General features: G+C 73.4%; 20 protein-coding genes. 9 read left to right on the top strand and 11 right to left on the bottom strand.

Features of this window, described 5'->3' with window-relative positions:
* Position 1: 1 nt before the first annotated feature.
* The 5 genes from ACZ64A_RS06450 to ACZ64A_RS06430 form a co-directional block, all read right to left on the bottom strand.
* Complete coding sequence (locus ACZ64A_RS06450; RefSeq protein ID WP_469808590.1) at positions 2-1360, bottom strand: ABC transporter permease; 1359 nt, start codon at positions 1358-1360, stop codon at positions 2-4.
* Positions 1357-2301, bottom strand: a complete 945-nt coding sequence (locus ACZ64A_RS06445) for an ABC transporter ATP-binding protein (protein ID WP_469808589.1) — start codon at positions 2299-2301, stop codon at positions 1357-1359. The genes ACZ64A_RS06450 and ACZ64A_RS06445 overlap by 4 nt, the downstream gene beginning before the upstream one ends.
* A 258-nt stretch (positions 2302-2559) precedes the next feature.
* Entirely contained in the window at positions 2560-3507 is a 948-nt protein-coding gene (locus ACZ64A_RS06440; protein WP_469808587.1) for a hypothetical protein, read from the bottom strand.
* A 67-nt stretch (positions 3508-3574) separates the two neighbouring features.
* Positions 3575-4939, bottom strand: a complete 1365-nt coding sequence (locus ACZ64A_RS06435) for an APC family permease (RefSeq protein ID WP_469808586.1) — start codon at positions 4937-4939, stop codon at positions 3575-3577.
* Entirely contained in the window at positions 4936-5844 is a 909-nt protein-coding gene (locus ACZ64A_RS06430; protein WP_469808584.1) for a carbon-nitrogen hydrolase family protein, read from the bottom strand. The genes ACZ64A_RS06435 and ACZ64A_RS06430 overlap by 4 nt, the downstream gene beginning before the upstream one ends.
* Positions 5845-6087: 243 nt before the next feature.
* On the opposite strand from ACZ64A_RS06430, the gene ACZ64A_RS06425 reads away from it, so the two are divergent.
* The gene (locus tag ACZ64A_RS06425; RefSeq protein ID WP_469808583.1) at positions 6088-6807 is read left to right on the top strand and encodes a TetR/AcrR family transcriptional regulator; all 720 of its coding nucleotides are present in this window, start codon (positions 6088-6090) and stop codon (positions 6805-6807) included.
* Between the two features lie 148 nt (positions 6808-6955).
* Here ACZ64A_RS06425 and rpmG read toward each other — a convergent pair whose 3' ends face one another.
* The gene (gene rpmG / locus ACZ64A_RS06420; RefSeq protein ID WP_469808582.1) at positions 6956-7120 is read right to left on the bottom strand and encodes a 50S ribosomal protein L33; all 165 of its coding nucleotides are present in this window, start codon (positions 7118-7120) and stop codon (positions 6956-6958) included.
* A gap of 154 nt (positions 7121-7274) precedes the next feature.
* Here rpmG and ACZ64A_RS06415 point away from each other — a divergent pair, with 154 nt between their 5' ends.
* Positions 7275-8261 carry a tetratricopeptide repeat protein gene (locus ACZ64A_RS06415; protein WP_469808580.1) on the top strand — a complete coding sequence of 329 codons (987 nt, stop codon included), beginning with the start codon at positions 7275-7277 and terminating at the stop codon, positions 8259-8261.
* A gap of 13 nt (positions 8262-8274) precedes the next feature.
* On the opposite strand, the gene ACZ64A_RS06410 is transcribed toward ACZ64A_RS06415, so the two are convergent.
* Complete coding sequence (locus ACZ64A_RS06410; protein WP_469808579.1) at positions 8275-8832, bottom strand: pyridoxamine 5'-phosphate oxidase family protein; 558 nt, start codon at positions 8830-8832, stop codon at positions 8275-8277.
* Between the two features lie 156 nt (positions 8833-8988).
* On the opposite strand from ACZ64A_RS06410, the gene ACZ64A_RS06405 reads away from it, so the two are divergent.
* From ACZ64A_RS06405 to ACZ64A_RS06385, 5 genes are all read left to right on the top strand, one after another.
* Positions 8989-10248, top strand: coding sequence for an MFS transporter (locus tag ACZ64A_RS06405; protein ID WP_469808578.1), 1260 nt, complete (start codon positions 8989-8991; stop codon positions 10246-10248).
* 414 nt (positions 10249-10662) lie between these two features.
* The gene (locus ACZ64A_RS06400) at positions 10663-11274 is read left to right on the top strand and encodes a phosphatase PAP2 family protein (RefSeq protein ID WP_469809081.1); all 612 of its coding nucleotides are present in this window, start codon (positions 10663-10665) and stop codon (positions 11272-11274) included.
* A 554-nt stretch (positions 11275-11828) separates the two neighbouring features.
* Positions 11829-13187: a uracil-xanthine permease family protein gene (locus ACZ64A_RS06395; protein WP_469809080.1), complete on the top strand. Its 1359-nt coding sequence runs from the start codon at positions 11829-11831 to the stop codon at positions 13185-13187.
* 7 nt (positions 13188-13194) lie between these two features.
* On the top strand, positions 13195-14628 hold the full coding sequence (locus tag ACZ64A_RS06390) for an amidohydrolase family protein (protein WP_469808577.1): 1434 nt from the start codon (positions 13195-13197) through the stop codon (positions 14626-14628).
* 31 nt (positions 14629-14659) lie between these two features.
* Positions 14660-15370, top strand: a complete 711-nt coding sequence (locus ACZ64A_RS06385; protein WP_361638211.1) for a sulfite exporter TauE/SafE family protein — start codon at positions 14660-14662, stop codon at positions 15368-15370.
* Positions 15371-15592: 222 nt separating this feature from the next.
* Here ACZ64A_RS06385 and ACZ64A_RS06380 read toward each other — a convergent pair whose 3' ends face one another.
* From ACZ64A_RS06380 to ACZ64A_RS06370, 3 genes are all read right to left on the bottom strand, one after another.
* Positions 15593-16648, bottom strand: coding sequence for a LacI family DNA-binding transcriptional regulator (locus ACZ64A_RS06380; RefSeq protein ID WP_469808575.1), 1056 nt, complete (start codon positions 16646-16648; stop codon positions 15593-15595).
* A gap of 167 nt (positions 16649-16815) precedes the next feature.
* Positions 16816-18111: an amidohydrolase gene (locus tag ACZ64A_RS06375; protein ID WP_469808574.1), complete on the bottom strand. Its 1296-nt coding sequence runs from the start codon at positions 18109-18111 to the stop codon at positions 16816-16818.
* Positions 18108-19529, bottom strand: coding sequence for an MFS transporter (locus ACZ64A_RS06370; RefSeq protein ID WP_469808572.1), 1422 nt, complete (start codon positions 19527-19529; stop codon positions 18108-18110). The genes ACZ64A_RS06375 and ACZ64A_RS06370 overlap by 4 nt, the downstream gene beginning before the upstream one ends.
* Positions 19530-19654: 125 nt before the next feature.
* On the opposite strand from ACZ64A_RS06370, the gene ACZ64A_RS06365 reads away from it, so the two are divergent.
* The gene (locus tag ACZ64A_RS06365; protein WP_469808570.1) at positions 19655-20656 is read left to right on the top strand and encodes an AsnC family transcriptional regulator; all 1002 of its coding nucleotides are present in this window, start codon (positions 19655-19657) and stop codon (positions 20654-20656) included.
* Between the two features lie 37 nt (positions 20657-20693).
* On the opposite strand, the gene ACZ64A_RS06360 is transcribed toward ACZ64A_RS06365, so the two are convergent.
* Positions 20694-22307, bottom strand: coding sequence for a glycosyltransferase family 2 protein (locus ACZ64A_RS06360; protein ID WP_469808569.1), 1614 nt, complete (start codon positions 22305-22307; stop codon positions 20694-20696).
* A 618-nt stretch (positions 22308-22925) separates the two neighbouring features.
* On the opposite strand from ACZ64A_RS06360, the gene helR reads away from it, so the two are divergent.
* Positions 22926-25118 carry an RNA polymerase recycling motor ATPase HelR gene (helR, locus tag ACZ64A_RS06355; RefSeq protein WP_469808568.1) on the top strand — a complete coding sequence of 731 codons (2193 nt, stop codon included), beginning with the start codon at positions 22926-22928 and terminating at the stop codon, positions 25116-25118.
* The last annotated feature ends 90 nt before the right edge of the window (positions 25119-25208 follow it).

Genomic DNA, 25208 nt, shown 5'->3' with positions numbered 1-25208 from the left:
GTCATCCCTTCGGGGTGGCGGGGAGAAGCTCGACGTTGCCGTCGAACTGCCAGAGGGGGTTCGGTGCGTCACCGGTCGCGGTGCGCACCAGGAAGTAGCCGTTGACTTCCTTCGGTCCGTCACCGTCGGCCATGAAGCGGCCGTCCGCGGTGACGTCGAGCTGGTAGACGGCCGTCCCTGCGGCCTGGATGCCGGGCAGGTGCCAGGTGACGACGCAGCGCCAGTCGTTGCCCGGGCCCTCGGCGGCGGTCCTGAGACCGCCCTTGGTGCATGCCGCCGTGGTCTTCAGCGCGGCCTCGGTGACGTCGGGCCGGTTCAGCTGCCCGGTCTGCATGCGGTACAGGTGCGCGAACTCGGTGGCCAGGGAGCGCTGCAGCTTGTCCTGGTCGATCCCGGAGCCGGTGGCGCCCGTCGTCGCGGTGACGACGGCCGCGCCCGCGGCGACCAGCAGGGCGAGCGGCAGGACGCCGGCGGTGAGCGCGCGGCGCGGCGATCCGTCGTAGGCCGGATTGCTGAAGTCCCGCCGCAGGAACAGGACATAGGCCAGCACGGTCGCGGTGACCGCCCAGACCAGGCTGACGGCGACGCCGATGAGCAGCGGGGCCGGCTGGGCGGGGCTCGTGAACAGGCCGCTGAAGGAGACGAAGGCGTAGCCGGGCAGGGCGAGGCGGACCGCCACGGGCAACGGGAGCATCTGCGCGAGCTGCATCGCCAGGGCGACCAGCGCGGGCAGCAGCAGTCCCATCGGCGAGCGGCCCAGCAGGACGGAGCCGAGCAGGCCGATCGCGGCCAGGGCCAGGGTCGGTGCCAGGGCGCAGGCCCAGGCGAGCAGGACTTTCGCCGCGGCGTCGCCGGGGGTCAGGAGATGGCCGTCGAGGCCGACCAGCGGCTGGTTGCCGACCGCCAGCAGTCCGCCGGCGATGCCGGAGGCGACCAGGCCGGCCACGGTGAGCAGGATGACGGTGAGGCCGGCCAGTGCCTTCGCCGCGAAGATCCGCCGGGGTGAGCGCACGGCCACGAGCAGATGGCGCCAGGTGCCGAGCCGGTCCTCGACGGCGAAGACGTCACCGGCGACGACCGAGGTCAGCAGCGGCAGCGCCCAGGTCCCGGCGAAGCCGAGCAGCACCAGCGGCCCGGCCCAGCCGGTGGCGTGCATCCAGCGGCCGAAGAGGGTGTCGACGGGCAGGGTGCTCTGCCGGCTCACCGCGGCGACGAAGAGTCCCGGCGCGAGCCAGCAGACGAGGAGGAGCAGGCGGATCCGCCACTGCGAAAGGAGTTTGACCAGTTCGAAGCGGTAGCCGCGCGGCACGGACACCCGGGGGGTGAGGGCAACGCTGTCATGGGTGACGGTCGCGGTCATCGGCCGGCCTCCTGCGGCTGCTCGGTCAGGGCGAGGAAGGCGGCCTCCAACGGCGAGACGACGGGGGCGAGTTCGCGTACCGCGACGCCGGCGTGCACGAGCGCCGAGACCAGCGCGTCCAGGGCGGGCACGGCCGCGCGGACGACGATCGCCTCGCCGTCGGGCCGTGGCACGGCGTCGTCGGCGACGTTCACTCCGGCGGCGTCCGCGGCCAGCCGGCGTGCGGCGCGCGGGTCGGAGGTGAGCAGCCGGTAGTCCAGGGCGCTGTTCTGCGTGGCGAGTTTGCCGAGCGGTCCGGAGAAGACGACGCGTCCGGTGGCCAGGATGGTGACCTCGGAGCACAGGGCTTCCAGGTCGTCCATGCGGTGGCTGGAGAGCACGACGGCGGTGCCCTCGGCCGCGAGGGCGGTGAGCACGCCGCGCACATGCCGGGTGCCCGCCGGGTCGAGGCCGTTGGCGGGTTCGTCGAGCACGAGGAGCCGCGGGCGGTTGAGCAGGGCGGCGGCGAGGCCGAGCCGTTGCCGCATGCCGAGGGAGAAACCGCGGACCCGGTCGTCGGCGACGTCGCTCAGCCCGACCCGGTCCAGTACGTCGCCGACCTCGGGCGTCCGGGCGCCCCGGCCGCGCAGGGCGGCCAGCGCGGCGAGGTTCTGCCGGGCGGTGAGCGACGGGTAGAGCCCGGGCCCGTCCACGAACCCGGCGACCCCCTCAGGGGCGGACAGCGACCGCCCGACGGCGGTGCCGAGGATGTCCAGGCTGCCGCTGTCGGCGACGGCGAGGCCCAGCAGGAGGCCGAGCAGGGTCGTCTTGCCGGCGCCGTTCGGTCCGACCAGACCGTGGATCTGACCTGGCGTCACATCGAGGTCGACGCCGTCGAGGGCGACGACATCGCCGAAGCACTTGGTGATCCCGCGAGCCCGGACCACGAGGTGATTGCCCATGAGTCCCTTCTTCCGCAACGCTCAGGGACCTTAGGGACGGCACACGGCTGGGGCGACGACCGTTGGTTGAACCCCGACCGAACAGATCGTCAAGGCCTCGCAAGCACAGGGGCGCGAAAGGGCGGGTATCGGGCCGTACGCGGACAATGACCTGCCCGACATCGGGGAGCCGGGCACCGCTCCGCGCCGTCTTCCTCCGACGAGGAAGGCCCGGACCGGTGACGGTCCGGGCCTTCCGGCTGCTCGGGGAACGAAGGGTCAGCGTGCCTTGCTGCGTGCCGTCTCGAACGCGGCGACGGGGTCACCGTCGACGTTCCAGGGCCAGCTGGTGACCTTTCCGCCGATGGCGTCGAACACCGGGGCGGTCTCCCGGGGGCCGCCGGCCGCCGTCAGGGCGTAGGCGAGCAGATTGAGGTCGGCGACGGCCGCGGCGTGCGAGAAGAACGCCGGGCTGGGCCAGGTGGCCAGCGCCCGGTCCAGGTACTGCGCCGCCCGCTCGCCGTTCCAGTGGTTGCGTGCCAGCAGCGCCTCGGTCCCGCCGCGGGCCATGGCGGAGTGGTACTGCAGGAGGTGCGCGGCGAGTTCGACGGACGCGCAGGGGGCGTTCGCCGGCATCCGGGTGCGCAGCGAGCCGACGAACTCGAGGACCTGGCCGAGGGAGCCGGCCTCCTGCGGGCTGAGGTAGGCCAGCATGCTCAGATAGGCCTCACGGTTCCAGCGGTCCCGGGCCACGGTCTCGTTCCAGACGGCGAACACCTCGCGCTCGGCGTAGCGCTCCAGGCGGGCGATGCCCAGCATCACCACCCAGGGCGAGGGATCCTCCGGGGCGAGTTCGGCGGCCAGCAGGCACTGCTTCCAGGCCGCCGCGGCATCGGCCATACGGCCGGTGCCGCGCCCGTGTTCGAGTGCGGACCAGGCGTGCAGCACCAGCGCCCGGGCGTTGCGCGGTTCCCGCCTCGCCCAGGCGCCGGGCAGATGGGACGCCGAGAGGAACTCGGCGAGGACGGCCAGACGGTGTGCCCTGCGGTCGGTGCTCTGGTCGTCGGGCTCCAGAACCTGGGCCATCTGCGCCACGCAGATCTCCGTCCCTCCGGCCATGCTGAGCCTGGACGCCGAGAGCAGGCGCTTCAGCAGCTTGCCGAGGTCGGCGTCGTCGAGTTCCGGGGCGAGACGCGGGGTGCGGCCGCGAGTCGAGAAGAAGGGCATGATCGGATGCTAGAAGGGGGGCAACCTGCCACAAGGTGCGCAGGGAGATCGTTACCGGATACTTGTCTCAGGTGCCCGACAGCGACTGTGCCGCGGGCCGGCGGGTCTCGGCTTCCTCGTCCGCGCCCAGTTCGGGGGTGGGGCGTCCGAACCCCCGGGTCAGCCAGAGCAGCCAGGCGCATCCGGCGGCCAGCCAGCAGCCCCCGATGGTCAGCGCGGTCGTGCTGAGGCGCGTGATGAGCCAGACGGTGACACAGGCCCCGAGGGCGGGGACGACGACGTAGCCGATCAGTCCGACGCCGCGGGTGCCGCGGTGGCGGATCCCGTAGGTGATGACGCACACGTTGACCACGGTGAAGCCGAGGAACGCGCCGAAGTTGATGAACGACGTGGCGGTGGCCAGGGAGATGTCGAGCCCGAGCACACACATGGCTCCGGTGACCAGGATGCCGTAGACCGGTGTCATGGTCCGGGTGTTCAGCGCGCCGAACACCCGCCGGGGCAGCACGCCGTCGCGGCCCATGATGTACATCAGACGGCTGGAGCTGAGCTGCACGGCGAGGCCCGAGGCGAATCCGCCGACGATGCCGGCCAGGTTGGTCCAGTCGGCGAAGGTCTGGCCGCCGACCTGGACGGACATCGTGTAGGCGACGATCTCGGGGTTGTCGAACACGCCGCCGGGGTGGACCAGTTGCATGAGGTAGGCGACCGCGGCGAACAGCAGGCCGCCGATCGCGATGACGAGGACGACGGCGCGCGGGATGGTGCGTTCGGCGTCCCGGGTCTCCTCGGACAGCGTGGTCACGGCGTCGAAGCCGAGGTAGGAGTAGGCGGCGACGGCAGCCGCGGTCGACAGGCCGCCGAGGCTGGTCGCGTGGTTCCACAAGGGTGCCGTGTACGACGTGGGCGCGTGGTGGGCGAGGTGGACCAGGCAGTAGGCGACGAACAGCAGCACGAGGAAGACGGCGAGAGCGGTGAGCAGCTTGTTCACGCGGTCGGTCAGGGTGAGCCCGATGACGTTGACGAGTGTCGTGAGACCGGCGTTGAGCAGCATCCACGCCCAGACCGGGACGGCCGGGAACTGCGCGTTCAGATAGAGGGACTGGACGAGCCAGGCCACCATCGGCAGGAACAGGTAGTCCAGCAGCACGGCCCAGCCGACGAGGAAGCCGACCGGGGCGCCGATGAGCTTGCGGGCGTAGACGTACGCGGAACCGGAGACGGGGTGGTGCCGGGCCATCTTGGCGTAGCTCAGCGCGGTGAGGAACATGGCACCGGTGGCCACGAGGAACGCGGTCGGCGCGGTACCGGCGCTGGCGCCCGAGATCACGCCGAAGATCACCATCACCAGGCTGGGCGCCATGTAGGCCAGGCCGAACGTCACGACCGAGGCCAGTGACAGGCGGGGCGACAGCTGCACCTGTGCGCTCATCGGGCCTCGCTCCCCTCGGCGGGGCGCAGCGCGGCGGGGGTCTCGGGGGAGACCGCCGGGCGCCAGGTCGCGGGGTCGATACGGCCGCCGTACAGCGGCAGTTCCAGGGGGCTGTCGCCGGGCCGGAAGTGGTCCCAGGGCCAGGAGTCGCCGCTCGTGCCGTACTTGCGGGCGGCCGGGACGCGGTCGAAGTCGACGACGCTGAGCAAGGTGGTGTCCTCAGCGCCGGTGGAGCAGACCTGGATGTGGCCCTCGGGGTCGACGAGGAGACTGCGGCCGTGCGCGGTGGGGGCGGCGGCGTTCACACTGGCCACCCAGACCTGGTTGACGATGGCGTTGGCCTGGTTGAGGGGGATCTCCTGAGCGCGTCCGGCGGTCGGTGTCTGGACGACGTTCAGGACCAGTTCGGCGCCCATCCAGGCCAGGTGCCGGGTCAGCTCCGGGTACCAGCTGTCGTAGCAGACGGACAGGCCGACCCGCCCGTGGCCGGGCATGTCGAAGACGACGAACTCGCGCCCTGGGCAGACCGGTTCGTACGGCCGCCAGGTGAAGATCTTCCGGTAGCGGGCGACGAGGTCGCCGTGGGGGTCGTAGACGACGGCGGTGTTGTGCACCCGGCCGTCCGGCGCCCGTTCCAGCACGGTGCCCGGGACCAGCCAGATGCCGAGTTCACGGGCCAGGCCGCCGAGCGCCTTGCCGCGCGGTCCGTCCAGCGGTTCCGCGTGCGCATCGCAGATCTCCTCCTCGGTCAGCGCGTCCGTGCCCTGGGAGTACAGATGGGCCTCGGGATAGACGACGAGGTCGGCGCGGTTGGGTGACGTCATGCGCCGCCGCAGTCCCTCGGCGAACTGCTCGAAGGACTCGGCGGGGGCCTGGACGAGAGCCAGGCGCAGGTGTCGACTCATGGGATTCCTGACTGCGCGGAGGCGGAGGGGACGGCGGGGCGGCCGGTGCGGGAGCGGCCGCGGGTGGCCGGGGCGCATCGCCCGGTGGCCGATGTGGTGCGACCAAGGAACCGGACTCCAACGGTGTTGTCAACGCTGTTGGCAGTTTCGGTCCGTACCCATTGGTAAGGTCGCTTCGCGGCAGGCCGGCGCCGTGGGCGCCGGGTGGCCGGTGTGCCGTCGCAGCCCTGACCGAGGAGATCCATGCCGAAGAAGACGGCGACCGCACCCCATCGGGAGCAGCCCGGGGGCACCGGGCGCACGGGGCGGCGCGAACGCAGGAGTGTGCGGCAGGAGGCCGTCGTGAACGCCGCCTTCGCACTGGCCGAGCGCGAGGGTGTCGGCGGTCTGACGATGCGCCGGCTCGGTCAGGAGCTGGACGTCGACGTCACCATCCTGTACCGGCTGTTCCGCGACAAGGACGAGCTGCTGCTCGCCCTGAGCGAGCGGACCCTGGAGATGATCCTCGACGAGCTCGGCGAGACACCGGCCGGCGAGCCCTGGCAGGACACCCTGCGCCGGATCGCGGAGGTCACCTGGCGGGTCCAGACCCGGCTCCCGGCGATCACGACGCTGACGTTCGCCCGCACCACCGGCGGGCCGGCCGAGCGCCGGCTGGTGGAGCTGCAGCTCGCCACCCTGGCGCGGGCCGGGCTGTCCCCCGCCGAGACCGTGCTCTTCTACCGGACCTTCGTCGACACCACACTGGGACTGTGTGCGCACTCCGCCGCACTGGCTTCGCTCGACCCGGAGGTCCGGGAGAAGGACAGCACGACCTGGACCCGCGTGTACGCCCGGCTCCCGGAGGGCGACTACCCCGTCACCCGGGCCCACATCGACGAGCTGAGCGCCGTCGACCCGAAAACCCTGTACGACACCGCCGTGGAGGCCGTCCTCGCGGCGATGGAACGGGCCGCGGCCTGATTTGCCGTACAGGTCACGTCTTGATCACTCTCACCGGCACGCGGCGGACCCGCGCCTCGTGTGAGGCCCGGGCCGGCCGTCGGCGCCGGGACACCGGCTCCGGCGCCTGTCGTTCGGATCGTCCCCGCGTCGCGGCGCGTCGCGGGGCCTAGCGCTCCTCGCGGAACAGGACGTGCTGTCCTGCCACCGGGTCGTACTTGCGCAGGATCAGCCGGTCGGGGTCGTTCTGGCGGTTCTTGCGCGTCACATAGGTGACACCGGTCCCGGCCGTCGACTTCAGCCGGACGACGGGACGCACGGTGCTGCGTGCCATGGGGGCTCTCCTTTCCCGGACCGACACGACCACGATCTTGGTCGGTCCATGTCAGCCACGAGAGCTGTAACCGAGGTGTCCGCCCGGGCATTCCCTCAGGCACCGGGGACCCGGAGCCTTCTGCCGGTGATCACCGCGGGGATATCCTCCCGGCGTGTCGAACCAAGGAATCACGGCCGGTGTCGGTCTCGCGCGCGTCATGGCGCACTGCGGGGGCAGCCCGGCGGCAGCGGTGCACTTTCTCGCGGGTGCCATCGCCTCCGCGCCCGAGGACCCGGAACCGTACGGGGCGCTGGCCGAGCTGTGGACGGAGCGGCGGGCCGAGACGGCCGGGGCCGTCCAGGGCGGCGGCTCCTTGGCGAACGTACTCGCGCAGTCCTACGTCGGCTTCCTCGACGGCGACATGGACACCGCGGCGCTGGCCATCGGTTCGGTCACGGGAGTACGACCGGACGTCGCCTGGGCCCGCGCCCCCTGGTTCGGCGACGACCGGTTCGTCGGCGCGGTGAGCGCCGAGGCGCTGGCCGAGGCCGCGATGCGGACGATGGACCACGGCCACGACCTGGACAGCGACGAGACGCGGGAGCGGCTGCGGCCCTGGTTCCGCGTCATCGACGCGGTCGCCTCCCGCCGGCCGGCCCCGTCACCGGACCCGCTCGCCAAGATGGCGATACTGCTGCGGGCCTGCGGGCTCACCGACGCGTCCCTCGCCCTCTGCGACCGCGCGGACCGCGTCGAACGGATCATGATGACGGAGGTCGTGCGCGCGGGCACCTGGCGCAAGCTCGGCGATCACGACCGGGCCGCGGCGGCGTTCGAGCGGGCGCTCGTCCTGGACCCGGGCAACTGGTCGCTGTACCTCGATCTCGCCGACCTGCGGGCCGAGCAGGGCGACTTCGCCGCCGCGGTGCGGCTGGCCGGCCAGGGGCTGGCGCACGAGCCGGCCGAGTCCACCCTGCGTGCCGCCGGCGCCGCCTACCGCGCACGGCTCGACGGCTCGTCGGCCGCCCTCGACGAACTGCTCACGGTGGCAGCCGGCATGCCCCGCTCTGCCTACCGTGACCTGCTGATCGACGTCGCCTGCGCCGGCCCGGGGCTGCCCGCCGGCCTGGTGGAGGCGGCCCGTCGTCTGCGGGGCTGACGCTCGTCGTCCTTCAGAACGACCACCGCGTGTGGGAGTACACCCCGCCGTCGCGTCCGAAGCCGTACGCCGTGGCCGGGGCGACCGCGAACGCCGTCACGTCGCCCTTGCGCAGGGCGTCGCCCATGCCGTGGAAGGTGCCCTCGGCCGAGGTGATGTGCGCGCCGTACTTCTCCTCGTACGCCGTGATCACCTCCTCCAGCAGCGCCGGATCGGTGACGCGCTCCGCCGTGCCCTCGACGACGAGGTCGAGGCCCGAGGTGAGGGAGTTGCCGCCGGTGGTGAGCGCGCACTGCGCGTGCCGGCCGAGGTTGCGGGCCTTCTGCTCCGCGGGGCCGGTGGCGAAGTACAGCACTCCGTCGTGCCAGACGGCGATCACGGGCGTGACGTGCAGCCGGCCGTCGGGGCGCACCGTGGACACCCAGAAGATCTCGGCGGCCGCCAGGAGCCGCTCGGCCTGTGCCCATGCGGTGGCGGTGACGTCCTCGGCGCCCGGGCGGGGGTTGAGCGCGGAGCTGTAGCGGGCGTCGAGTTCGGTGACGGGCTGCCGTGCCGCCCTGTGTTCCGGCATGACGGATCTCCTTACGTGGCCTCCAGACGAAGGGATGACCCGCTGACGGGCAGAAAATCATCGCCTCAGCCGTACGGCTCCGGGTGAAGCACCCGCGGCAGCGGCGCCGCGTGTACCTCGAGCCGCGCTCATGAGGCCTGCCGCAGGATGACGGGCGTGACCGCTCCCCTGTCGTTCCGCTTCCGCGCCCTGCGCACCCGCAACTTCCGGCTGTTCGCCGCCGGACAGATCGTGTCGGTGGCCGGCACCTGGATGATGGTCGTCGCGCAGGACTGGCTCGTGCTGGGCCTGACCGGCGACTCCGCCGTCGCTCTGGGGACGGTGACGGCACTGCAGTTCACGCCCATGCTGTTCACGCTGTACGGCGGCCGGCTGGCCGACAGCCACGACAAGCGGACCCTGCTGACCGTGGCCAACCTGGTGTCGGCGGTGCTCGCGCTGCTGCTGTCGCTGATGGTTTTCGCCGACGCGGTGGCCCTGTGGCACATCCACCTGTTCGCGCTCGGCCTCGGCCTGGTGAACGCCGTCGAGGTACCGGCCCGCCTCGCGTTCATCAGCGAGCTCGTCGCCCCGAGCGTGGTGCCGAACGCCTCCGCGATGAGCGCCGCGTACTTCAACATCGCCCGGGTGCTCGGGCCGGCGCTCGCCGGACTGCTCCTCACCGCGTTCGGCACCGGCTGGGTGATGCTGGTCAACGCCCTCAGCTATCTGGCGACCGTGGCCGGGCTGCGGCTGATGCGCCCCGCCGAACTGCTCCGGCCGCCCCGCGAGGCACGCCGCGCCCGGGTGATCGACGGGCTGCGCTACACACTGGGGCGGCCCGACCTGGCCGTCCCCATGGCGCTGGTCGCCGTGATCGGGCTGGTCGGCCTCAACTTCCAGCTGACCCTGCCCCTGCTGGCGAAGACGGTGTTCCACACCGGCGCCTCCTCCTTCGGGCTGCTCACGACGGTCTTCGCGGCCGGGTCGCTGCTGGGCGCGTTCGCCACCAGCGGGCGCAGCAGCCGGCCCTCCGCACGGCTCGTGACGGGCGCCGCGATCGGGTTCGGGCTGCTGGAGGCGGCGGTCGGCTGGGCTCCCGCGCCGGCCGCCACCGTCGCTCTGCTCTTCCTCACCGGCTTCGCCACGATCTACTTCGCGCAGGCCGCCAACCACCGGGTCCAGCTGGGCAGCGACCCGCGCTACCGCGGCCGGGTCCTCGCGCTGTACACCCTGGTGATGCAGGGCTCCACACCGCTCGGCGCGCTGTGCGTCGGCTGGCTGAGCGAGCGCTGGGGCGCCCGCGCCGGGTTCGTCGTCGGCGGCGTGGTGTCGCTGGCCGCCGGCCTGTTCGCCCTGGCCGCGGACCGGGAAACCCGCCACCCGACCGCCCGAACACCGGAAACGAGGCCCGCCTTGGAGGACGCACAGCCGTGACGGGTCACCCAGGGATGGCGTACGACCGTGACCGGCCAGCCCGGGGAGGACGTACAGCCGTCACCGCCCACCCCGGGGAGGACGTACAGCCGTCACCGGCCAGCCCGGGGAGGAGACGGGGCCGTCACCGGCCACCCCGGGCAGGAGGCGGGGCCGTGACTGGCCCCCCGGGAAGGGCGTACCGCCGTGACCAGACCCGGAGGACCCACGGCCAGGACGGTCCGCCCCCCACAGCCCGCCGCAGCATGGCGGCCGGCTCCTGACTCACCCGTACGGACCGGCCGGGACGCTCTCAGCCGCGGCAGTGCGCAGGCTGGGCACGGCAGCGCCCACCCGGGCGACGGAGCGAGCAGCACCCGGACCGTGCCCGCGGCACGGCGGCCCCCGAGCGAGGAGACGACCGTGCCCCACCGCATCTCCGCCCCGCCCGCCGCGGCGGCCCGCCGGGCCCTGACGCGGGCCGAGGCCACCGCCGCCGCCGTCCTCGGCGACCTCCGCGCGGTCGACGGGGCGCTGTACGCGGCCGTGGCCGCCACCCCCACGCCCACCCTGGACCGCGCGCTGCGGCGGCTGTCGCACGCGGCCGACCACTCGAAGATCTCGCTCACCGTCGCGGCCCTTCTCGCGCTCGCGCCGGGCCGTTCCCGGCGGGCGGCGCTGGCCGGAGTGGGCGCGGTCGCGCTGGCCTCGGCGGCGGCGAACCTGTGCGGCAAGCGGATGGTCCGCCGTCGGCGGCCCGATCGCGAAGAGGCCCGGGTGATCGTGGACCGGCACGTCCCCATGCCGAAGTCGGCGTCCTTCCCGTCGGGTCACACGGCGTCGGCGACCGCGTTCGCCACCGCCGTCGGCGTCGCGCTGCCCGCGGCGGCCGTGCCCCTCGGGGCGCTGGCGGTCGCCGTGGGCTACGCCCGGGTCCACACCGGCGTGCACTACCCCGGCGACGTGGCGGCCGGCGCAGTCCTCGGCTTCGCCGCCGCGGCGGTCTCCCTGACGGTGATCCGGAACTCCCCGCGGCAGCGACCCTGAGCGTGCCCGGTCCGCGCCCCATGCGGCAGCGACCCTGAGCGTGCCCGGTCCGCGCCCCATGCGGCAGCGACCCTCAGCGTGCCCGATCCGGGGTCCCCCTGCGGCAGCGACCCTCAGCGTGCCCGATCCGGGGTCCCCCTGCGGCAGCGTTCCTGAGCGGCAGCGTTCCTGCGCGTCCCCCGCCACGGCGCGCCCGACCGTCGTCCGCCCGAGGAGCGCACGACTCCGGCGGGCCCGGGAGCGGAATGCGGAGCGGAATGCCGGAGCGGAATGCGGGAGCGGCACGCTCATGTGCCGTCCCGCAGCGGCTCGCCGCAGCCACTTGACTCACCCCCTCAGCCCTTCCATACTGGCGGCCAAATCGATTTGGCCAAATCGATTTGGCCGCCGTCCGGGCCATCGAAGAAGGCCGAACCACCGAGCGAGTCGACCTCGAAACGGAGTCCCCCGTGTCGCTACGCACCGCTCCACCCGCTGCCCCGGACCCCGAGACCGCCGCACAGGCCGACGACCGGCGCCGCCACCCCGTCGACGCCTACCGTCCCGTGCACCGGATGCTGCTGTTCGGCATCCAGCACGTGCTGGTCATGGCCGCCACCCCGATCTCCAGCGTCTTCCTGGTGAGCGCGACGCTGCACCTCACACCCGCGCTGACCGCCAACCTGCTGGCCGCCGCCTTCGTGCTCTCCGGCATCGGCTCCCTGATCCAGTCCCTCGGACCGTGGGGCATCGGGGCGCGGCTGCCCTTCGTCATGCTGCCCGGCGGCGCGCCGCTGGTGCTGTTCCTCTCCATCGCCGACCAGCACGGAGTGCGGACGGCGACCGGCGCGGTCATCATCACCGGCGTCTTCTACTTCGTCGTGCTGCCGGTGTTCTCACGGCTGCTGAAGTTCTTCCCCACCCTGGTCATCGGCACGATGATCACCATCGTCGGCGTGAACCTGGTGAAGGTCGGCGCCCTGCTGGTCACCGGACGTCCCGGCACCAGCGGCTTCGGTGAGCCGCGCGCCCTGCTGCTGGGCCTGGCCACCGTCGCCTTCACCGTCGTCGCCTACGGACTGCTGCGCGGCACCCTGCGCCAGCTCTCCGTCATGCTCGGCCTGCTGGCCGGCACCGCGCTCGCCGCCCTGCTCGGCGAGGTGCATCTGGCGGGCGGCGGCGGACTGCTGCACGCGCCGGAGCTGATGCCGTTCGGCACCCCGCAGTTCAACCTCGTCGCCGCGCTCCCCCTGCTCGTCTACAGCCTGGCCTCGATGGCCGAGGCGACGGGGCAGACCGTGGTCAACAGCGAGGCCGTCGGCCTGGAACCCGACGCCCGCCGGGACGCGCCGAGGACCATCCGCGGCGACGCGCTCGTCTCGCTCGCGGGCGGCTTCTTCGGGCTGCCCCTGATGGTCACCAGCGGCGAGAACATCGGCATCGTCAAACTCACCGGCGTACGCAGCCGCTTCGTCACGGTGGCCGCCGGACTCGTACTGATCGTCATCGGGTTCCTCGCGCCCGTCGCCCGGCTCGTCAACGCGATCCCCGCGCCCGTGGTGGGCGGCACCGCACTGGTCGTCTTCGGCGTCATCACGGTGCTCGGCATCCAACTCCTCGGCCGGGCCGGCCTGGACGACCACACCGACACCTTCATCGTCGCCGTCGCCCTGGCCGCCGGCCTGCTCCCGATCCTCGTGCCCGGCGTCTACGCCCAGCTTTCGCCCACCCCGCGCATCCTGCTGGAGAGCGGCGTCGCCGTCGGGGCGTTCACCGTGGCCCTGCTGCACGCGCTCTTCCACCGGGCGCCGTGGGTCTCCCGATCCCTCAAGTCCGCCCCCGCCGAGGCCTCCCCGGCCGAGGCCGCCCCCGCCGAGCCCGTCCCCGCGACCACCGCGGCCGTTGACGCCCCCTCGGACCAGCACCACCCCTGAGCCCCGAATGAACACCTACGACAAGGACACCATGCACCCCCTGTCCAGCCCCGATCCCGGGCCACTGCTGCGCGACGACGCACCGCTGCTGCTGGTCCCCGACACCGTTCTGCTGCCCGACGGGCCCACCGAGGACCACGCCGTCGTCGTGACCGGTACCGCCTTCACCGACGTCGGACCGACCGCCCGCGTGCTGCGCGACCACCCCGGGCTGAGCCCCGTACGGCTGCCCGGCCGGGCGCTGCTGCCCGGCTTCGTCGACGCCCACCACCACCTCACCCAGAGTTTCGGCGCCGCGCTGGCGTTCGGTGAACCCTCGGAGATCTTCCGCCGGGTGTGGGTGCCGCTCGAAGGCGCGCTCGACGAGGAATCGGCGTACGTGGCGGCGAAACTCGCCGCGTGGGAGTCGCTGCGCGGCGGCTTCACGACCGTCGCCGACGCCGGGACGCGCGCGCCGATCGATGTGGAGGCCGTGGCCAGCGCTGCCCGGGACGCGGGCCTGCGCTGCGTCCTGGGCGCGATCTGCAACGACGCCGACGAGCCCGGCGCGGACGACGTGATCGCCCGCGCCGGCAAGCACCTCTCGCGCTACACGGGCGATCCGCTGGTGCACCCCTCGCTGGCCGTCTCCATTCCGGAGGCGGCCACCGAGGCCACCCTCGCGCGCCTGGCCGCCCTCGCCGCCGAGGCGGGCGCGGTCCTCCAGATCCACGTCAACGAACACCTCGCGGCGGTGGAGCGCTCTCTCGTCCAGCACGGTCTGCGCCCGCTGGAGCACCTGCACCGGCTCGGCGTGCTCGGGCCGCACCTGCTCGCCGCCCACGCCACCCTGCTGACGCCCCGTGAACTCGCCCTGCTGCGCGACACCGGAACCGCCGTCAGCTACAACCCGGTGGCCAGCGCCTGGAAGGGCAACGCGGTCGCGCCCGCCCTGCTCATGGCGGAGGAGGGCATCCGCTTCGGCCTCGGCACCGACGGCACACGCGGCGACGCCTTCCGGCTGCTGGACGCCGCCGAGACCGCCCAGCGTCTCAGCCACGGGCTGGCCACCGGCGACTCCTCCTGCGGCGGCGGCTGGACCTGGCTGGACCACGGCACCCGGCTGGGCGCCGACGCGGTCGGCCTGGGCTCCGGCGCCGGTGTCGCGGGCGTCAGCGCGGGCGTGGTGGCCACGGGCGCGGCGGCCGACTTCCTGCTCGTCGACCTCACGGTCCCCGAACTGGCCGCCTCGCACGACCTGCCCTGGGAACTGCTGCGGCGCGGCAACCGCGACCAGATCACGGCGGTGTTCACGGCCGGACGCCTGCGGCTGTGGCACGGCTCGCCCCTGACGTGGGACGGCCCCGCCCTCGTGGCGCGGGCCCGGGAACTCGCCGCCGACGTCGTCGGGCGGGCCCCCATCGTCCGGGTGCACCGGCCCTCCACGGAGGCCGTCCGATGACCCGCACCGAGAACGTCCGGGAGGTGCGCGCATGAGCGGCGACGCCCTTGCCCTGCTGGCTGTGACCGTGGCCGTGGCCGCCTTCGTGCAGGGCGCCAGCGGCCTCGGCTACGCCCTGATCGTCGCGCCGGTGGCCGGCCTCGCGGACCCGGGGCTGCTGCCCGTCTTCCTGCTCGCGTCGATGATCCCGCTGAACCTGTACGTGGCCTGGCGGGAGCGGTCCAGCATCGATCTGCGCGGCGCCGGGTGGATCACCGGGGCGCGCCTCGCGGCCACTCCGGCGGGGCTGGTGCTGCTCGCCGCCGTTCCCGAGCACGACCTCGGGCTCCTGGTGGGCGTGGCGACCGTGCTGGCGGCGCTGGTGAGTCTCGCCGCGCCGGCGTTCGCGCCGGGCCGTGCCGCGTATGTGGGCGCCGGGCTGGTCACCGGGATCACCGAGACGGCCACCGGGGTGGGCGGTCCGCCGCTCGCGCTGGTCTACCAGCACCGGCCGCCGCCGGAGCTGCGTGCCACGGTCGCCGTGTGCTTCCTGCTCGGTGAGGCCGCCTCGCTGGTCCTGCTGTTCTGCACGGGGCGCGCGCATCTGGACCACCTGGGTACGGCGCTGTGGATGCTGCCGGCGCTGGCCGCGGGGGCGGCTCTGAGCCGGCTGGTGCACCACCGGCTCAACGCACGGCGCCTGCGGCTGGGGGTGCTGGTGTTCGCGCTGGTGTCGGGGCTGGTGCTGATGCTGGGGATCTGAGGGCCGGCCCTGCGGGGCCTTGCGGGTCGGCCACCCGCGGCCGGTGTCCGGCGCGGGGGCCGGACCCTCGGCCCCGGACGCCTTTGTGGTTTTTCGGGTGCGGGCCGGTGGGGACGGACGGTCGCGCAGTTCCCCGCGCCCCTTGTGCGTTGGGCGGCGCGCCCCGCGTCTGGAGTGCCCGTCGGCCTTGCCCGCGGTGGGGGGCGCGTACCGCGGCCGGGGTCAGGCCTTCTCTCTCGGTCGGTGTGTTGAGGAGGCTCGGGGGATCAGGGTGGGGGTGGGGAGCGGTGGGGGCTGTGGTGTGTCGGGGGTGGTGCTGCGCAGTCGGCGCAGCAGGAGGTCCAGCGCCCGGGCGGCGGCCTGTTCCAGGTGCAGGTCCACCGCGGTCAGCGGGGGCATGCACGTGCGAGCCCGTACGCCGTCGTAGCGTGTGACGACCAAGACGTCGTCCGGCACCGCGCGACCGCTGTCGTGCAGCGCGCGCACCGCGCCCACCGCGAACGCGTCGACCATGACGCACAGCGCGTCGATACCGGGGTGTTCGCTCAGCAGGGCGGCGCACGCCTCGTAGCCCGCCTGTTCGCCGCCGGACTCCTCGGCGACCGCCGTCACCGGCGGCCAGCCGTGACGTTCGGCGGCGCGGGCATAGGCGGTCCGCGCGTCCACGGCCGAGGACCGGGTGCCCGGCGCGGTGAGCAGCGCGGGACTGCGGGCGCCCTCGCGGGCCAGATGGTCCAGCAGCAGCTCGGTGACCGCCTCGCCGTTGAGGTCGACGTACGGCGCCTCGGCGGCGTCCGGCACCGGACGGCCGAGCGCCACCCACGGCAGGCCGCGTTCGCGCAGCTCGGCGACGACCGGATCGTCCTCCCGGGGCTCCACGACGATGGCGCCGTCCACGTCGACCGTGCGCAGCCCCGCGCCGGACTCCCCCGGCGGCAGCAGCACCAGCGCGAACCCGTGGGCCAGCGCGTGCTCGGCCGCGGCGGCCGCGACCTCCATGTAGAAGCCCAGCCGGGACGGTCCTCCAGCCACGGCGAGCGGCATCGACGACAGCAGGGCGATCGCCCGGGCCTCGCCGCGCCGCAGTCGCTGCGCGCGCAGGTTGGGGCGGTAGCCCAGTTCCCCGGCGACCTGTTTGACGCGTTCACGGGTGCGCGGGTCGACCTTTCCCAGCCCGTTCAGCGCGTGCGAGACGGTCGTACGCGACACACCGGCGGCGCGCGCCACGTCGGCGATCGTCGGCTGACGGGACGCGGAGGCCCGGCGGGGTTCGGTCATCGGCGGCTGTTCTCCTCCTACGCTGCGTGCCGCCCAGTCTTCCCGATGCCCCGGCGGTCCGGCACGCCGCCTCCCCCGAAGCCGCGGCAGGGCCGGCCCGCACGTCGTGGCAGCGGTGGGGCCGGCGAGGTGCCCGCCGGCCCCGGGAGGTCACCGCCCTCGGCCGCTCACGCCGTCGTGGCCTCACCGCGGCGCGCCGCCACGCGGTCCAGGAACAATCGCCGTCCGACCGGGTCCGTGGCCAGTTCCACGGCGACGTGGGCGAGGGCGATCGCTCCGTCCAGGACGGCCCGGTCGGCGCCGGGGCTCGTGCCGTAGCGGGCGAACGGCTCGGTGTGCTGCAGCGCGCCCTGGGTGTCGTAGCCGATCGTGGGGTGCAGCGACGGTACGGCGTGGGAGACGTTGCCCATGTCGGTGGACGCCATCCGCTGCCCGTGCCGGTCCACCGGCTCGCGGCCCAGGGCGCGGGCGGCACGCACGTAGGCGTCGGTGAGGTAGGCGTCCTGGCGCAGGTCGGCGAAGTAGTGGCCGTGGGCGGCGACGTCGAGGGCGGCTCCCGTGGCCAGGGCGCCCGCCTCCAGGCAGGCCCGCACCCGCTGCCGGGCGTGCGCGAGGTCGTCGATGGTGTGGGCCCGCAACTCGTAACGGCCGCGCGCGACTTCGGGGATCACGTTCACGGCGTGGCCGGCTTCGAGGACGATGTCGTGGACCAGGGTCCCGGGCGGCAGCTGCTGGCGCAGCAGGCCCACGGCCGTGTGCGCGAGGGTCATCGCGTCGAGCGCGTTGACGCCCTCCCAGGGCGCGAGCGCGGCATGGGCCGGACGTCCCCGGTAGGTGACGTCCCAGGCACCCACGGCGAGGGAGGAGGCGCCGACCGAGTCCTCGGGCGCCGCGTGGACCATCATCGCCGCGGCGACGTCGTCGAAGACACCCGCCCGGAGCAGCAGGACCTTGCCGCCGATGTCCTCCTCCGCCGGCGTGCCCACGAGCTTGACGGTGACGCCGATTTCGTCCGCCACGGCGGCGAGGCCGAGCGCGGCGCCGACGGCGGCGGCGCCGTTGACGTTGTGGCCGCAGGCGTGGCCGATGCCGGGCAGCGCGTCGTACTCGGCGCACAGGGCCACCACCAGGTCGCCGGTGCCGTAGGTCGCCACCAGGGCGGTCGGTACGCCGCCCGCGCGTTCGGTGACCCGGAAGCCTGCGTCGGCGAGCACCGCGGTGATCTTCGCGGCGGACTTGAACTCCCGCAGGGCGGTCTCGGGTTCCGCGTGCAGGCTGTGGCTGAGTCCGACGAGGGTGTCTCGCCGGGCGAGGACGGCGTCCGCGGCCGTGGTCAGGGCCTGTCCCCGTGAGTGGACGGCGGCGTCCGCAGTCGCGATCGGCGCCTGGCCGCGGGCGAGGACGGCGGCCTCCACGGTCGGGGCCTGGCCGGTGGACGGGGCGAGGGGCTGAGGGTGCGTCATGCGGTTTCCCCGGTGGTGGTCATCAGGGTGGGCGTCGGGGCGGTGGCGGGTGCTCGGCCGCCCTTGAAGAGCAGGCCGATCGCCGCTCCGGCGAGAGCGACGGCCGCGCAGACGGCCCAGGCCCACAGGTAGCCCGCCGGCGCGATGCCGCCGCCCGGTGCCGGGTGGGCCGCGAAGAGCGCGCCGATCACGGCGGCGCCGATCGCCGCGCCCAGCGACAGGGCGAGTTCGTTGATGCCGACGGACAGCGCGGTCTCGGCGTCCTCGACGACCTCCACCGACAGGGTGCGGGTGACGGCTTCGAACATGCCCGTCGCGATGCCGACGACGAGGGCTCCGGCGAGGTACTGCGGCAGGGAGGCGTGGAAGAGCACGAGCGAGGCGAACCCGAGCGCGCCCACGCCGCCGCCCGCGGCGAGGGTGGCCCGGTCCCCGATCAGCCGGGCCAGACGGGGGGTGGCGGTAGATCCGGCGCAGCCGGCGACGACCATCCCGAGGGAGATCAGCGCGATGTCCTGCGAGCCGAGTCCTCGGCCGTAGCCGTTCCCGTCGGGGTGGGCGCCGAGGAAGACCGCGTTCGCCCCGAGGAAGCCGATGGTGCCGAAGGCGGCGCAGAAGGTGTGCGCGCTGACCACGGCGAGCCCCGCGTTGCGCAGCAGCCGGACGTCGACCAGGGGGTGGGCGGAGCGCTGCTCGACCCGCACCCACAGCGCGAGGGCCACGACGGCGACGGCGACCGTCGCGAGGGAGGGCGCCGAAGTCCACCCCCAGGTGCCGCCCTGGGCAAGGACCAGGACGAGCGCCCCGAGTCCGACGGTGAGCAGCGCCGCCGCCGGCGTGTTGAAGCGGCCGGCACGCTGCGTCGTGCTGTCGGGCAGCGCCAGGGCCGCGGCCAGGGCGAGCAGTGCGAACGGCACGGCGGTCCACAGCCCGGCCGAGGCGTGTTCCTCGCTGAGCGAGCCGGCGACCAGGCCGCCGACGCCGATGGACAGCAGCAGCGCGCCCACGAGGACGGACATGCCGGTGCGGCCGCGCTCGGGCGCCCGGGAGCGCAGGATGCCCGCCAGCAGCGGGAAGAAGCCGACGACGGCGCCTTGCAGGATCATGCCCACCGCGAGGGTGACGGTGGCCGGGTGGACGGCGATGAGCACCGAGCCGGCCGCGACCATGGCGACGGCGATGCGCAGCAGCCGCCGGTGGCCGTGGATGTCGCCCCAGCGTGACAGCAGCGGTGTGAGCACCGCGAACGCGAGCTGGGACAGCAGGTACAGGTTGTTCTGGCCGACGCCCGAGAGGCCGATGTGCCGCCCCACGACGGGCAGCAGCGGGGTCAGGTAGCCCTGGACGACTCCGCTGCACACCACGATCAGAGTCATGGTCGCGAGCAGTCCGCGGCCGCGGCTGATGGTTCCGGTCACTGTCTCACCGTCTTCCCTTGGCTGGAATCCGAGGTGATGGCTAGAGTGCGACCCCCGGCCGAAGGGTCCGGGAACATCGTGGAAATCCTGCACGGAGGCCGCAGCGGGTGAAGGAATCGGACACCGTGAGCGAGCTCGATCTCGCTCTCGTGCACGCGCTGCAGATCCGCCCGCGTGCGGCGTGGTCCGATCTGGCCCCATTGCTGGGGGTCAGCGCGGTGACGCTGGCCCGGCGCTGGGAGCGGCTGACGCGGGAGGGGCTGGCCTGGCTGTCCGTGGTCCCGGGGCCGGCCTTCACCCGGACCCGCTGCACGGCGTTCGTGCTGGTCGGCTGCGCTCCGGCGGAGCGTGAGCGGCTGGCGGCGCGGGTCGCCGCGCTCACCGAGGCGGTGACCGTGGAACTGACGGCTCCGGGCTCCGCCGATCTGCTGCTGGACGTGCTGGCACCGACGCCCGCCGCGCTGCACCGGTTCGTCAGCGAGCGCCTCGCGCTGCTGCCCGGGGTGACCGCAGTGGAGTGCCTGTTCGCCACGTCGCTGTACGCCGACGGCACGCGCTGGCGGCTGGGTTCCCTGGACGCCGCCCAGCTCAGCGCCCTGGATCCGGCCGGATCACGCGAGCGGGACGGCGGGGCCGTACCGTCGCTCGATCCGCTGGACCGGGCGCTGCTGGACCTGCTCGCCCGGGACGGGCGGCTGGGCCTGGCGGAGCTGGCCCAGCACACCGAGACCAGTGCCGCCACCGTGCGGCGCCGGCTGCACCGGCTCACCGCCTCCGACATGGTCCGCTTCCGCTGCGACCTCTCCCCCGCGCTGAGCGCGCTGCCCGTGGCGGTGACCTTCCGGGGCCGGGCGCCGGCCCGGGACGTGAACGGCCTGCACCGCACGCTGGGCACGCTGCCGGAGTGCCGGCTGGTGGCGGCCGTCACCGGGACGTCGAACGTTCTCGCCACCTACTGGATGCGCGATCTCGGCGCGGTGCAGCACCGGGAGACCGCGATGGGCGCCCGGCTGCCGTCGCTGGAGATCACCGACCGCATCGTCGGCGTACGCACCGTCAAGCGGATGGGCCACCTGCTGGACGCCGCCGGACGCCGGACCGGGACCTGCCCGATCCGGCCGTGGTGACGTCCCGCGCCCCTGGGTGAGGCAGGTCCCGGGGTCGCTAGGTGAGGCGGGAGCGCAGGGCGCGGGCGGCCTTGCCGGTGACGCTGAAGGCGTAGGCGGTGACCGCCGAAGGGGCTGGCCGCAGCTGCAGGACGAGCTGTCCCTCGTCGGGCCGTACCCGGGCGGTGTGGACGCGTCTGCCGTGTCCGGGGAGGGACAGCGCGTGCGGGCCTCGGCGCCCCACGCCGTTGCCAAGTGCCCCGCCCAGAGGGCCGCGCGCGCTCATGCCGTGCCCGGTGCACCTCAGGAAGAGATGCCAGTCACCGGAGGGCAGGGCGCGCCCGTCGTCGACGCTCGCCAGGTCGATACGGACCCGGAAGCAGGCCCGCCCGTAGTCGTACGTCTCCCTGCCGCGGGCCACGGTCAGGTGCGGGGAGGGCACCTGCTCGCACCGGACGGCGATCTCCTGGCCGCTGCGGGTGTGGCGCAGGACGAGTTCGGTGACCAGGTCGTCGGTGTCCACCTGGTCGAGGTAGCCGTAGCCCCCCAGTTCGAGGACGCTGCCCTGCCAGCGGAGGTGGTCGAGCCGGCGGCGCGGGCTGACCCTGAGCATGTCGGAGGTGATGTCGCAGAGGTCCTCGTACTCGGGTGAGTCCGCAGTGGGGCAGGGCGGCGCGGCGTACAGCCTGCCGTTCCTCGTGAGCGCCTTGCCGGGGCGGTCGGCGAGCTCCCACTCGACGACGGCGGCGAGTTCGTCCGCGAGCCCCTCGCGCAGGCAGTGGCTGACGAGCCGCTCGTGGAGGCCGAACTCAGCCAGCACCGCGGGCGTGATCCACTTACGGGCGTAGGGGCGGGCCAGCTCGACCAGTTCCTTGCGGGTGGTGGCATCCGCGTCGAGGAACCGGCGGTCGAAGCGGCGCACCATCTCCACCCGGGCATGACGGGTGATCAGATGGTTGCGCAGCCGGCCGGGCTCGGTCATCCCGGTGACCAGCTCGACCATCTCGTCCGCCTGTTCCAGGACGGTGCCCAGCTCCAGGCCGTTCGCGGTGATGTTCCCTTCGTCGCCCCGCTTGACGAGGTAGTAGCAGTCGTAGTCGCCGACGATCGAGATGACCTTGCTGTGCAGATAGGCGCGGGCGACGAAGTGCTGGTCCTCGCTGATGCGCATGTGCTCCGGGAAGCGGATGCCGTGCGCCTCGAGCATGCTGCGCCGGAACAGCTTGAACGGCATCAGCGTGTAGTAGACGTCGCCCTTCGACAGGTCGGCCTTGTCGACGTTCTTGGCGAACACCTGCCGCGGCACGCGCCGTCCGACGCCCACCAGTTTGCCGAGGACCACGTCGGAGCGGTTCTTCTCCGCCATGGCGACCAGCCGCTCCAGCGCCTCGGGGCCGAGGCAGTCGTCACCGTCCAGGAAGAACACGTAGGTGCCGAGGGCGTGGTCGAGTCCGACGTTGCGCGGACGGCTCGGGCCGCCCGACGGTTCCTGGTGGATCACTTTCATCCGCCAGGGCTTGTCCTTCGCCCAGGCGTCGAGCCGCTCACCGCTGCCGTCCGTGCTGCCGTCGTCGACGGCGATGATTTCCAGCGCGTCCATGCCAATCGATTGCTGGGCGATCGAGGAGAGCGTCTGTTCCAGATAAGGCAGCGCGTTGTAGACCGGTAACACGACGGATACCAGTGGTACGTACGACCCCTTCACGGGATTCCCCCCCATGCAGATCATATGAAAACCGCTGTGGGTGCGATCGGAGTCCGATGGACATCCGCGCTGGTCAGACCCCAACGGGCTGATTCACCGATCGAGCATAAATGATGGATCGCGCGCGCGTTTCACGACCTGCCGGCAGAGAAACGGAGTTTCGCGGTCCGGAGGGGGCGCGAAGGAGTGAAGAAGGAGTGAACAGGGAGTCACTCGCGCGAGAAAAGAGGCTGTGCACTCCGGAAAAAGAGAGTTCGTGCTCCGGATGGGCGGGGCGCTCGGCGCACAAAAAAGGGAAAGGACGCCCTCCGTTCCTTTCCACTCTCAACCTATAGCGCACCGGGGGGCTTGCCGCAAGGCCCCCCTGGTGGCGCACAATCGGCGGCCGAAGCCAGGACCGGCCGCAACCCGGGGGGAGTCGCCCCGTCGTACGCCTGACAAGGGGCCGCCGACCTTCGCCCGCCCATTCCACGAACCACCACCGGTGCCCGGTGTGCCAGGCCGACGGCGTACCCTTCCGCGGCCGGGCACCGTCCGGCGCGGCCGACCGGGCACCCCGTACGCCGCATGTGAACGGAGCTGATCTTGAACCCCCTGACCATCCGTGCCTTCGATCTTCCCGAGCGGCTTTCGGCGAAGGCGGACCCGGCACTGATCGCCGACGACGAACGGCACTTCGCCGCCCTGGCCGCCTGCCTGGAGGAGTCGATCGCCGAGCTGTCCGACCGTCTCGCCGCCACGCGCAGGGCGCCGGGCGGCACGGGCCGGGAGGCGATGGACCGGGACGCCGAGATCCACCGGCTGACCGCCCGTCTGCGTACCCTGCACCGTTTCGGCCTGGACCTGTGCCTGGGCCGCATGGTCGGCGCGGACGGCGGCGAACCCGTGTACGTCGGGCGGCTCGGGCTGACCGACAGCAGCGGGCGCCGGCTGCTGCTCGACTGGCGCTCCCCCGCCGCCGAGCCGTTCTTCGGAGCCACCCACGCCGACCCGATGGGGCTGGCCGCCCGCCGCCGCTACCGGTGGACCCGCGGCCGGATCAGCGACTACTGGGACGAGGTGTTCACCGCCGACGGGCTGGAGGGGCACGCGGCGCTGGACGACCAGTCGGCCTTCGTCGCCGCTCTGGGCGGCGCCCGGTCGTCGCGGATGCGGGACGTGCTCGCCACCCTCCAGGCCGACCAGGACGCCATCATCCGCGCCGGATCCCGCGGCGCCCTCGTCGTCGACGGCGGGCCGGGCACCGGCAAGACGGTCGTCGCGCTGCACCGCTCGGCCTACCTCCTCCACTCCGACCCGCGTCTCGGTCACCGCCGGGGCGGCGTGCTGTTCGTCGGCCCGCACCGGCCCTATCTGGCGTATGTCTCCGACGTCCTGCCCAGCCTCGGCGAGGAGGGCGTGCAGACCTGCGTCCTGCGGGACCTGGTCCCCGAGGGGGCCACCGCGGGCGTCGAGACCGATCCGGAGGTGGCCCGGCTGAAGTCGTCCGCTGCCCTGGTGGGCGCGATCGAGAAGGCCGTCCGCTTCTACGAGGAGCCGCCCGCCGAGGGCATGACGGTCACCACGCCCTGGTCGGACATCGCGCTCACCCCCGGCGACTGGGCCTCGGCGTTCGACGCGGCGGAACCGGGCACGCCGCACAACGAGGCCCGCGAGCAGGTCCGGGAGGAACTCCTCACCATCCTGGTCGACAAGCACGACGGCGACGCCTCCCCCGAGGAACTGCGCCGGTATCTGCGCAAGGACCGGGAACTGCTGGCGGCCTTCCATCGCGCGTGGCCGCTGCTGGAGGCGCCCGACCTGGTCGCGGACCTGTGGTCGGTGCCCGCCTATCTGCGGATGTGCGCGCCCTGGCTCAGCCGCGACGAGGTGCGCGCACTGCAGCGCGCGGACCCCCGGGCCTGGACGGTGTCCGACCTGCCACTGCTGGACGCGGCGCACCAGCGTGTCGGCGACCCGGAGGTGGCGCGCCGCGCCCGGCGGCGGGTGGCGGTGCTCGCCGCCCAGCGCGAGCGCATGGCGCACGTCGTCGACAACCTGATCGCGGCCGTGGCCGACTCGGGCGCCGACGGTGACGACGGCGAGGGCCTGGTGAGGATGTTGCGCGGTGAGGACGCCCAGGTGAGCCTGGTCGACGAGTCGGAGCTGGCGTCCGTCGACCCGGATCTGCTCGCCGGGCCGTTCGCGCACGTCGTCGTGGACGAGGCGCAGGAACTGACCGACGCGGAGTGGCAGATGCTGCTCTCGCGGTGCCCGTCCCGCAGCTTCACCATCGTCGGGGACCGCGCCCAGGCCCGGCACGGCTTCACCGAGTCGTGGCAGGAGCGGCTGGAGCGGGTCGGGCTGGACCGGGTCACGCAGGCCTCCCTCACCATCAACTACCGGACGCCGCAGGAGATCATGGCAGAGGCCGAGCCGGTCATCCGGGCCGCGCTGCCGGACGCCAACGTGCCGGTCTCGGTGCGCAGCAACGGACTGCCCGTCGTGCGCGGTACGGCGTCGGAGCTGACGTCGGTCCTGGAGTCCTGGCTCGCCGCCCATGCCGAGGGGGTCGCGTGTGTGATCGGCGACCCGTCGTTCCGGGAGCGGCCGCGTGTGCGGTCGCTGACGCCCCAGCTCGCGAAGGGACTCGAGTTCGACCTGGTCGTCCTCGTCGACCCGGAGGAGTTCGGCACAGGCGTCGCCGGGGCCGTCGACCGCTATGTGGCGATGACCCGGGCCACCGGCCAGCTCGTGGTCCTCACCGGTTCGGGCCAGGTCACCGGCCCACGACCGTGAAGGGTCCCCGCACGGCAACGGCGCCCGGACAGGGCGCCGTTGCGGGGATGTCCCGTGCGAGGACGGACTCGGCGGGCCGGTTCGGTCCCG

Source organism: Streptomyces sp. NPDC104814 (genome assembly GCF_055583185.1).
Note: the sequence above shows the minus strand (reverse complement) of the source record. Positions and strands in the feature narration are given on the sequence as shown.

Coding starts and splice junctions, on each gene's coding strand:
- ACZ64A_RS06435 (WP_469808586.1), bottom strand. CDS start 4,939: ATGAGCGCACAGGTGCAGCTGTCGCCCCGCCTGTCACTGGCCTCGGTC.
- ACZ64A_RS06385 (WP_361638211.1), top strand. CDS start 14,660: ATGAGCGGCGACGCCCTTGCCCTGCTGGCTGTGACCGTGGCCGTGGCC.
- ACZ64A_RS06445 (WP_469808589.1), bottom strand. CDS start 2,301: ATGGGCAATCACCTCGTGGTCCGGGCTCGCGGGATCACCAAGTGCTTC.
- rpmG (WP_469808582.1), bottom strand. CDS start 7,120: ATGGCACGCAGCACCGTGCGTCCCGTCGTCCGGCTGAAGTCGACGGCC.
- ACZ64A_RS06430 (WP_469808584.1), bottom strand. CDS start 5,844: ATGAGTCGACACCTGCGCCTGGCTCTCGTCCAGGCCCCCGCCGAGTCC.
- ACZ64A_RS06380 (WP_469808575.1), bottom strand. CDS start 16,648: ATGACCGAACCCCGCCGGGCCTCCGCGTCCCGTCAGCCGACGATCGCC.
- ACZ64A_RS06450 (WP_469808590.1), bottom strand. CDS start 1,360: ATGACCGCGACCGTCACCCATGACAGCGTTGCCCTCACCCCCCGGGTG.
- ACZ64A_RS06375 (WP_469808574.1), bottom strand. CDS start 18,111: ATGACGCACCCTCAGCCCCTCGCCCCGTCCACCGGCCAGGCCCCGACC.
- ACZ64A_RS06395 (WP_469809080.1), top strand. CDS start 11,829: ATGCTGCTGTTCGGCATCCAGCACGTGCTGGTCATGGCCGCCACCCCG.
- ACZ64A_RS06410 (WP_469808579.1), bottom strand. CDS start 8,832: ATGCCGGAACACAGGGCGGCACGGCAGCCCGTCACCGAACTCGACGCC.
- ACZ64A_RS06440 (WP_469808587.1), bottom strand. CDS start 3,507: ATGCCCTTCTTCTCGACTCGCGGCCGCACCCCGCGTCTCGCCCCGGAA.
- ACZ64A_RS06390 (WP_469808577.1), top strand. CDS start 13,195: ATGAACACCTACGACAAGGACACCATGCACCCCCTGTCCAGCCCCGAT.
- ACZ64A_RS06425 (WP_469808583.1), top strand. CDS start 6,088: ATGCCGAAGAAGACGGCGACCGCACCCCATCGGGAGCAGCCCGGGGGC.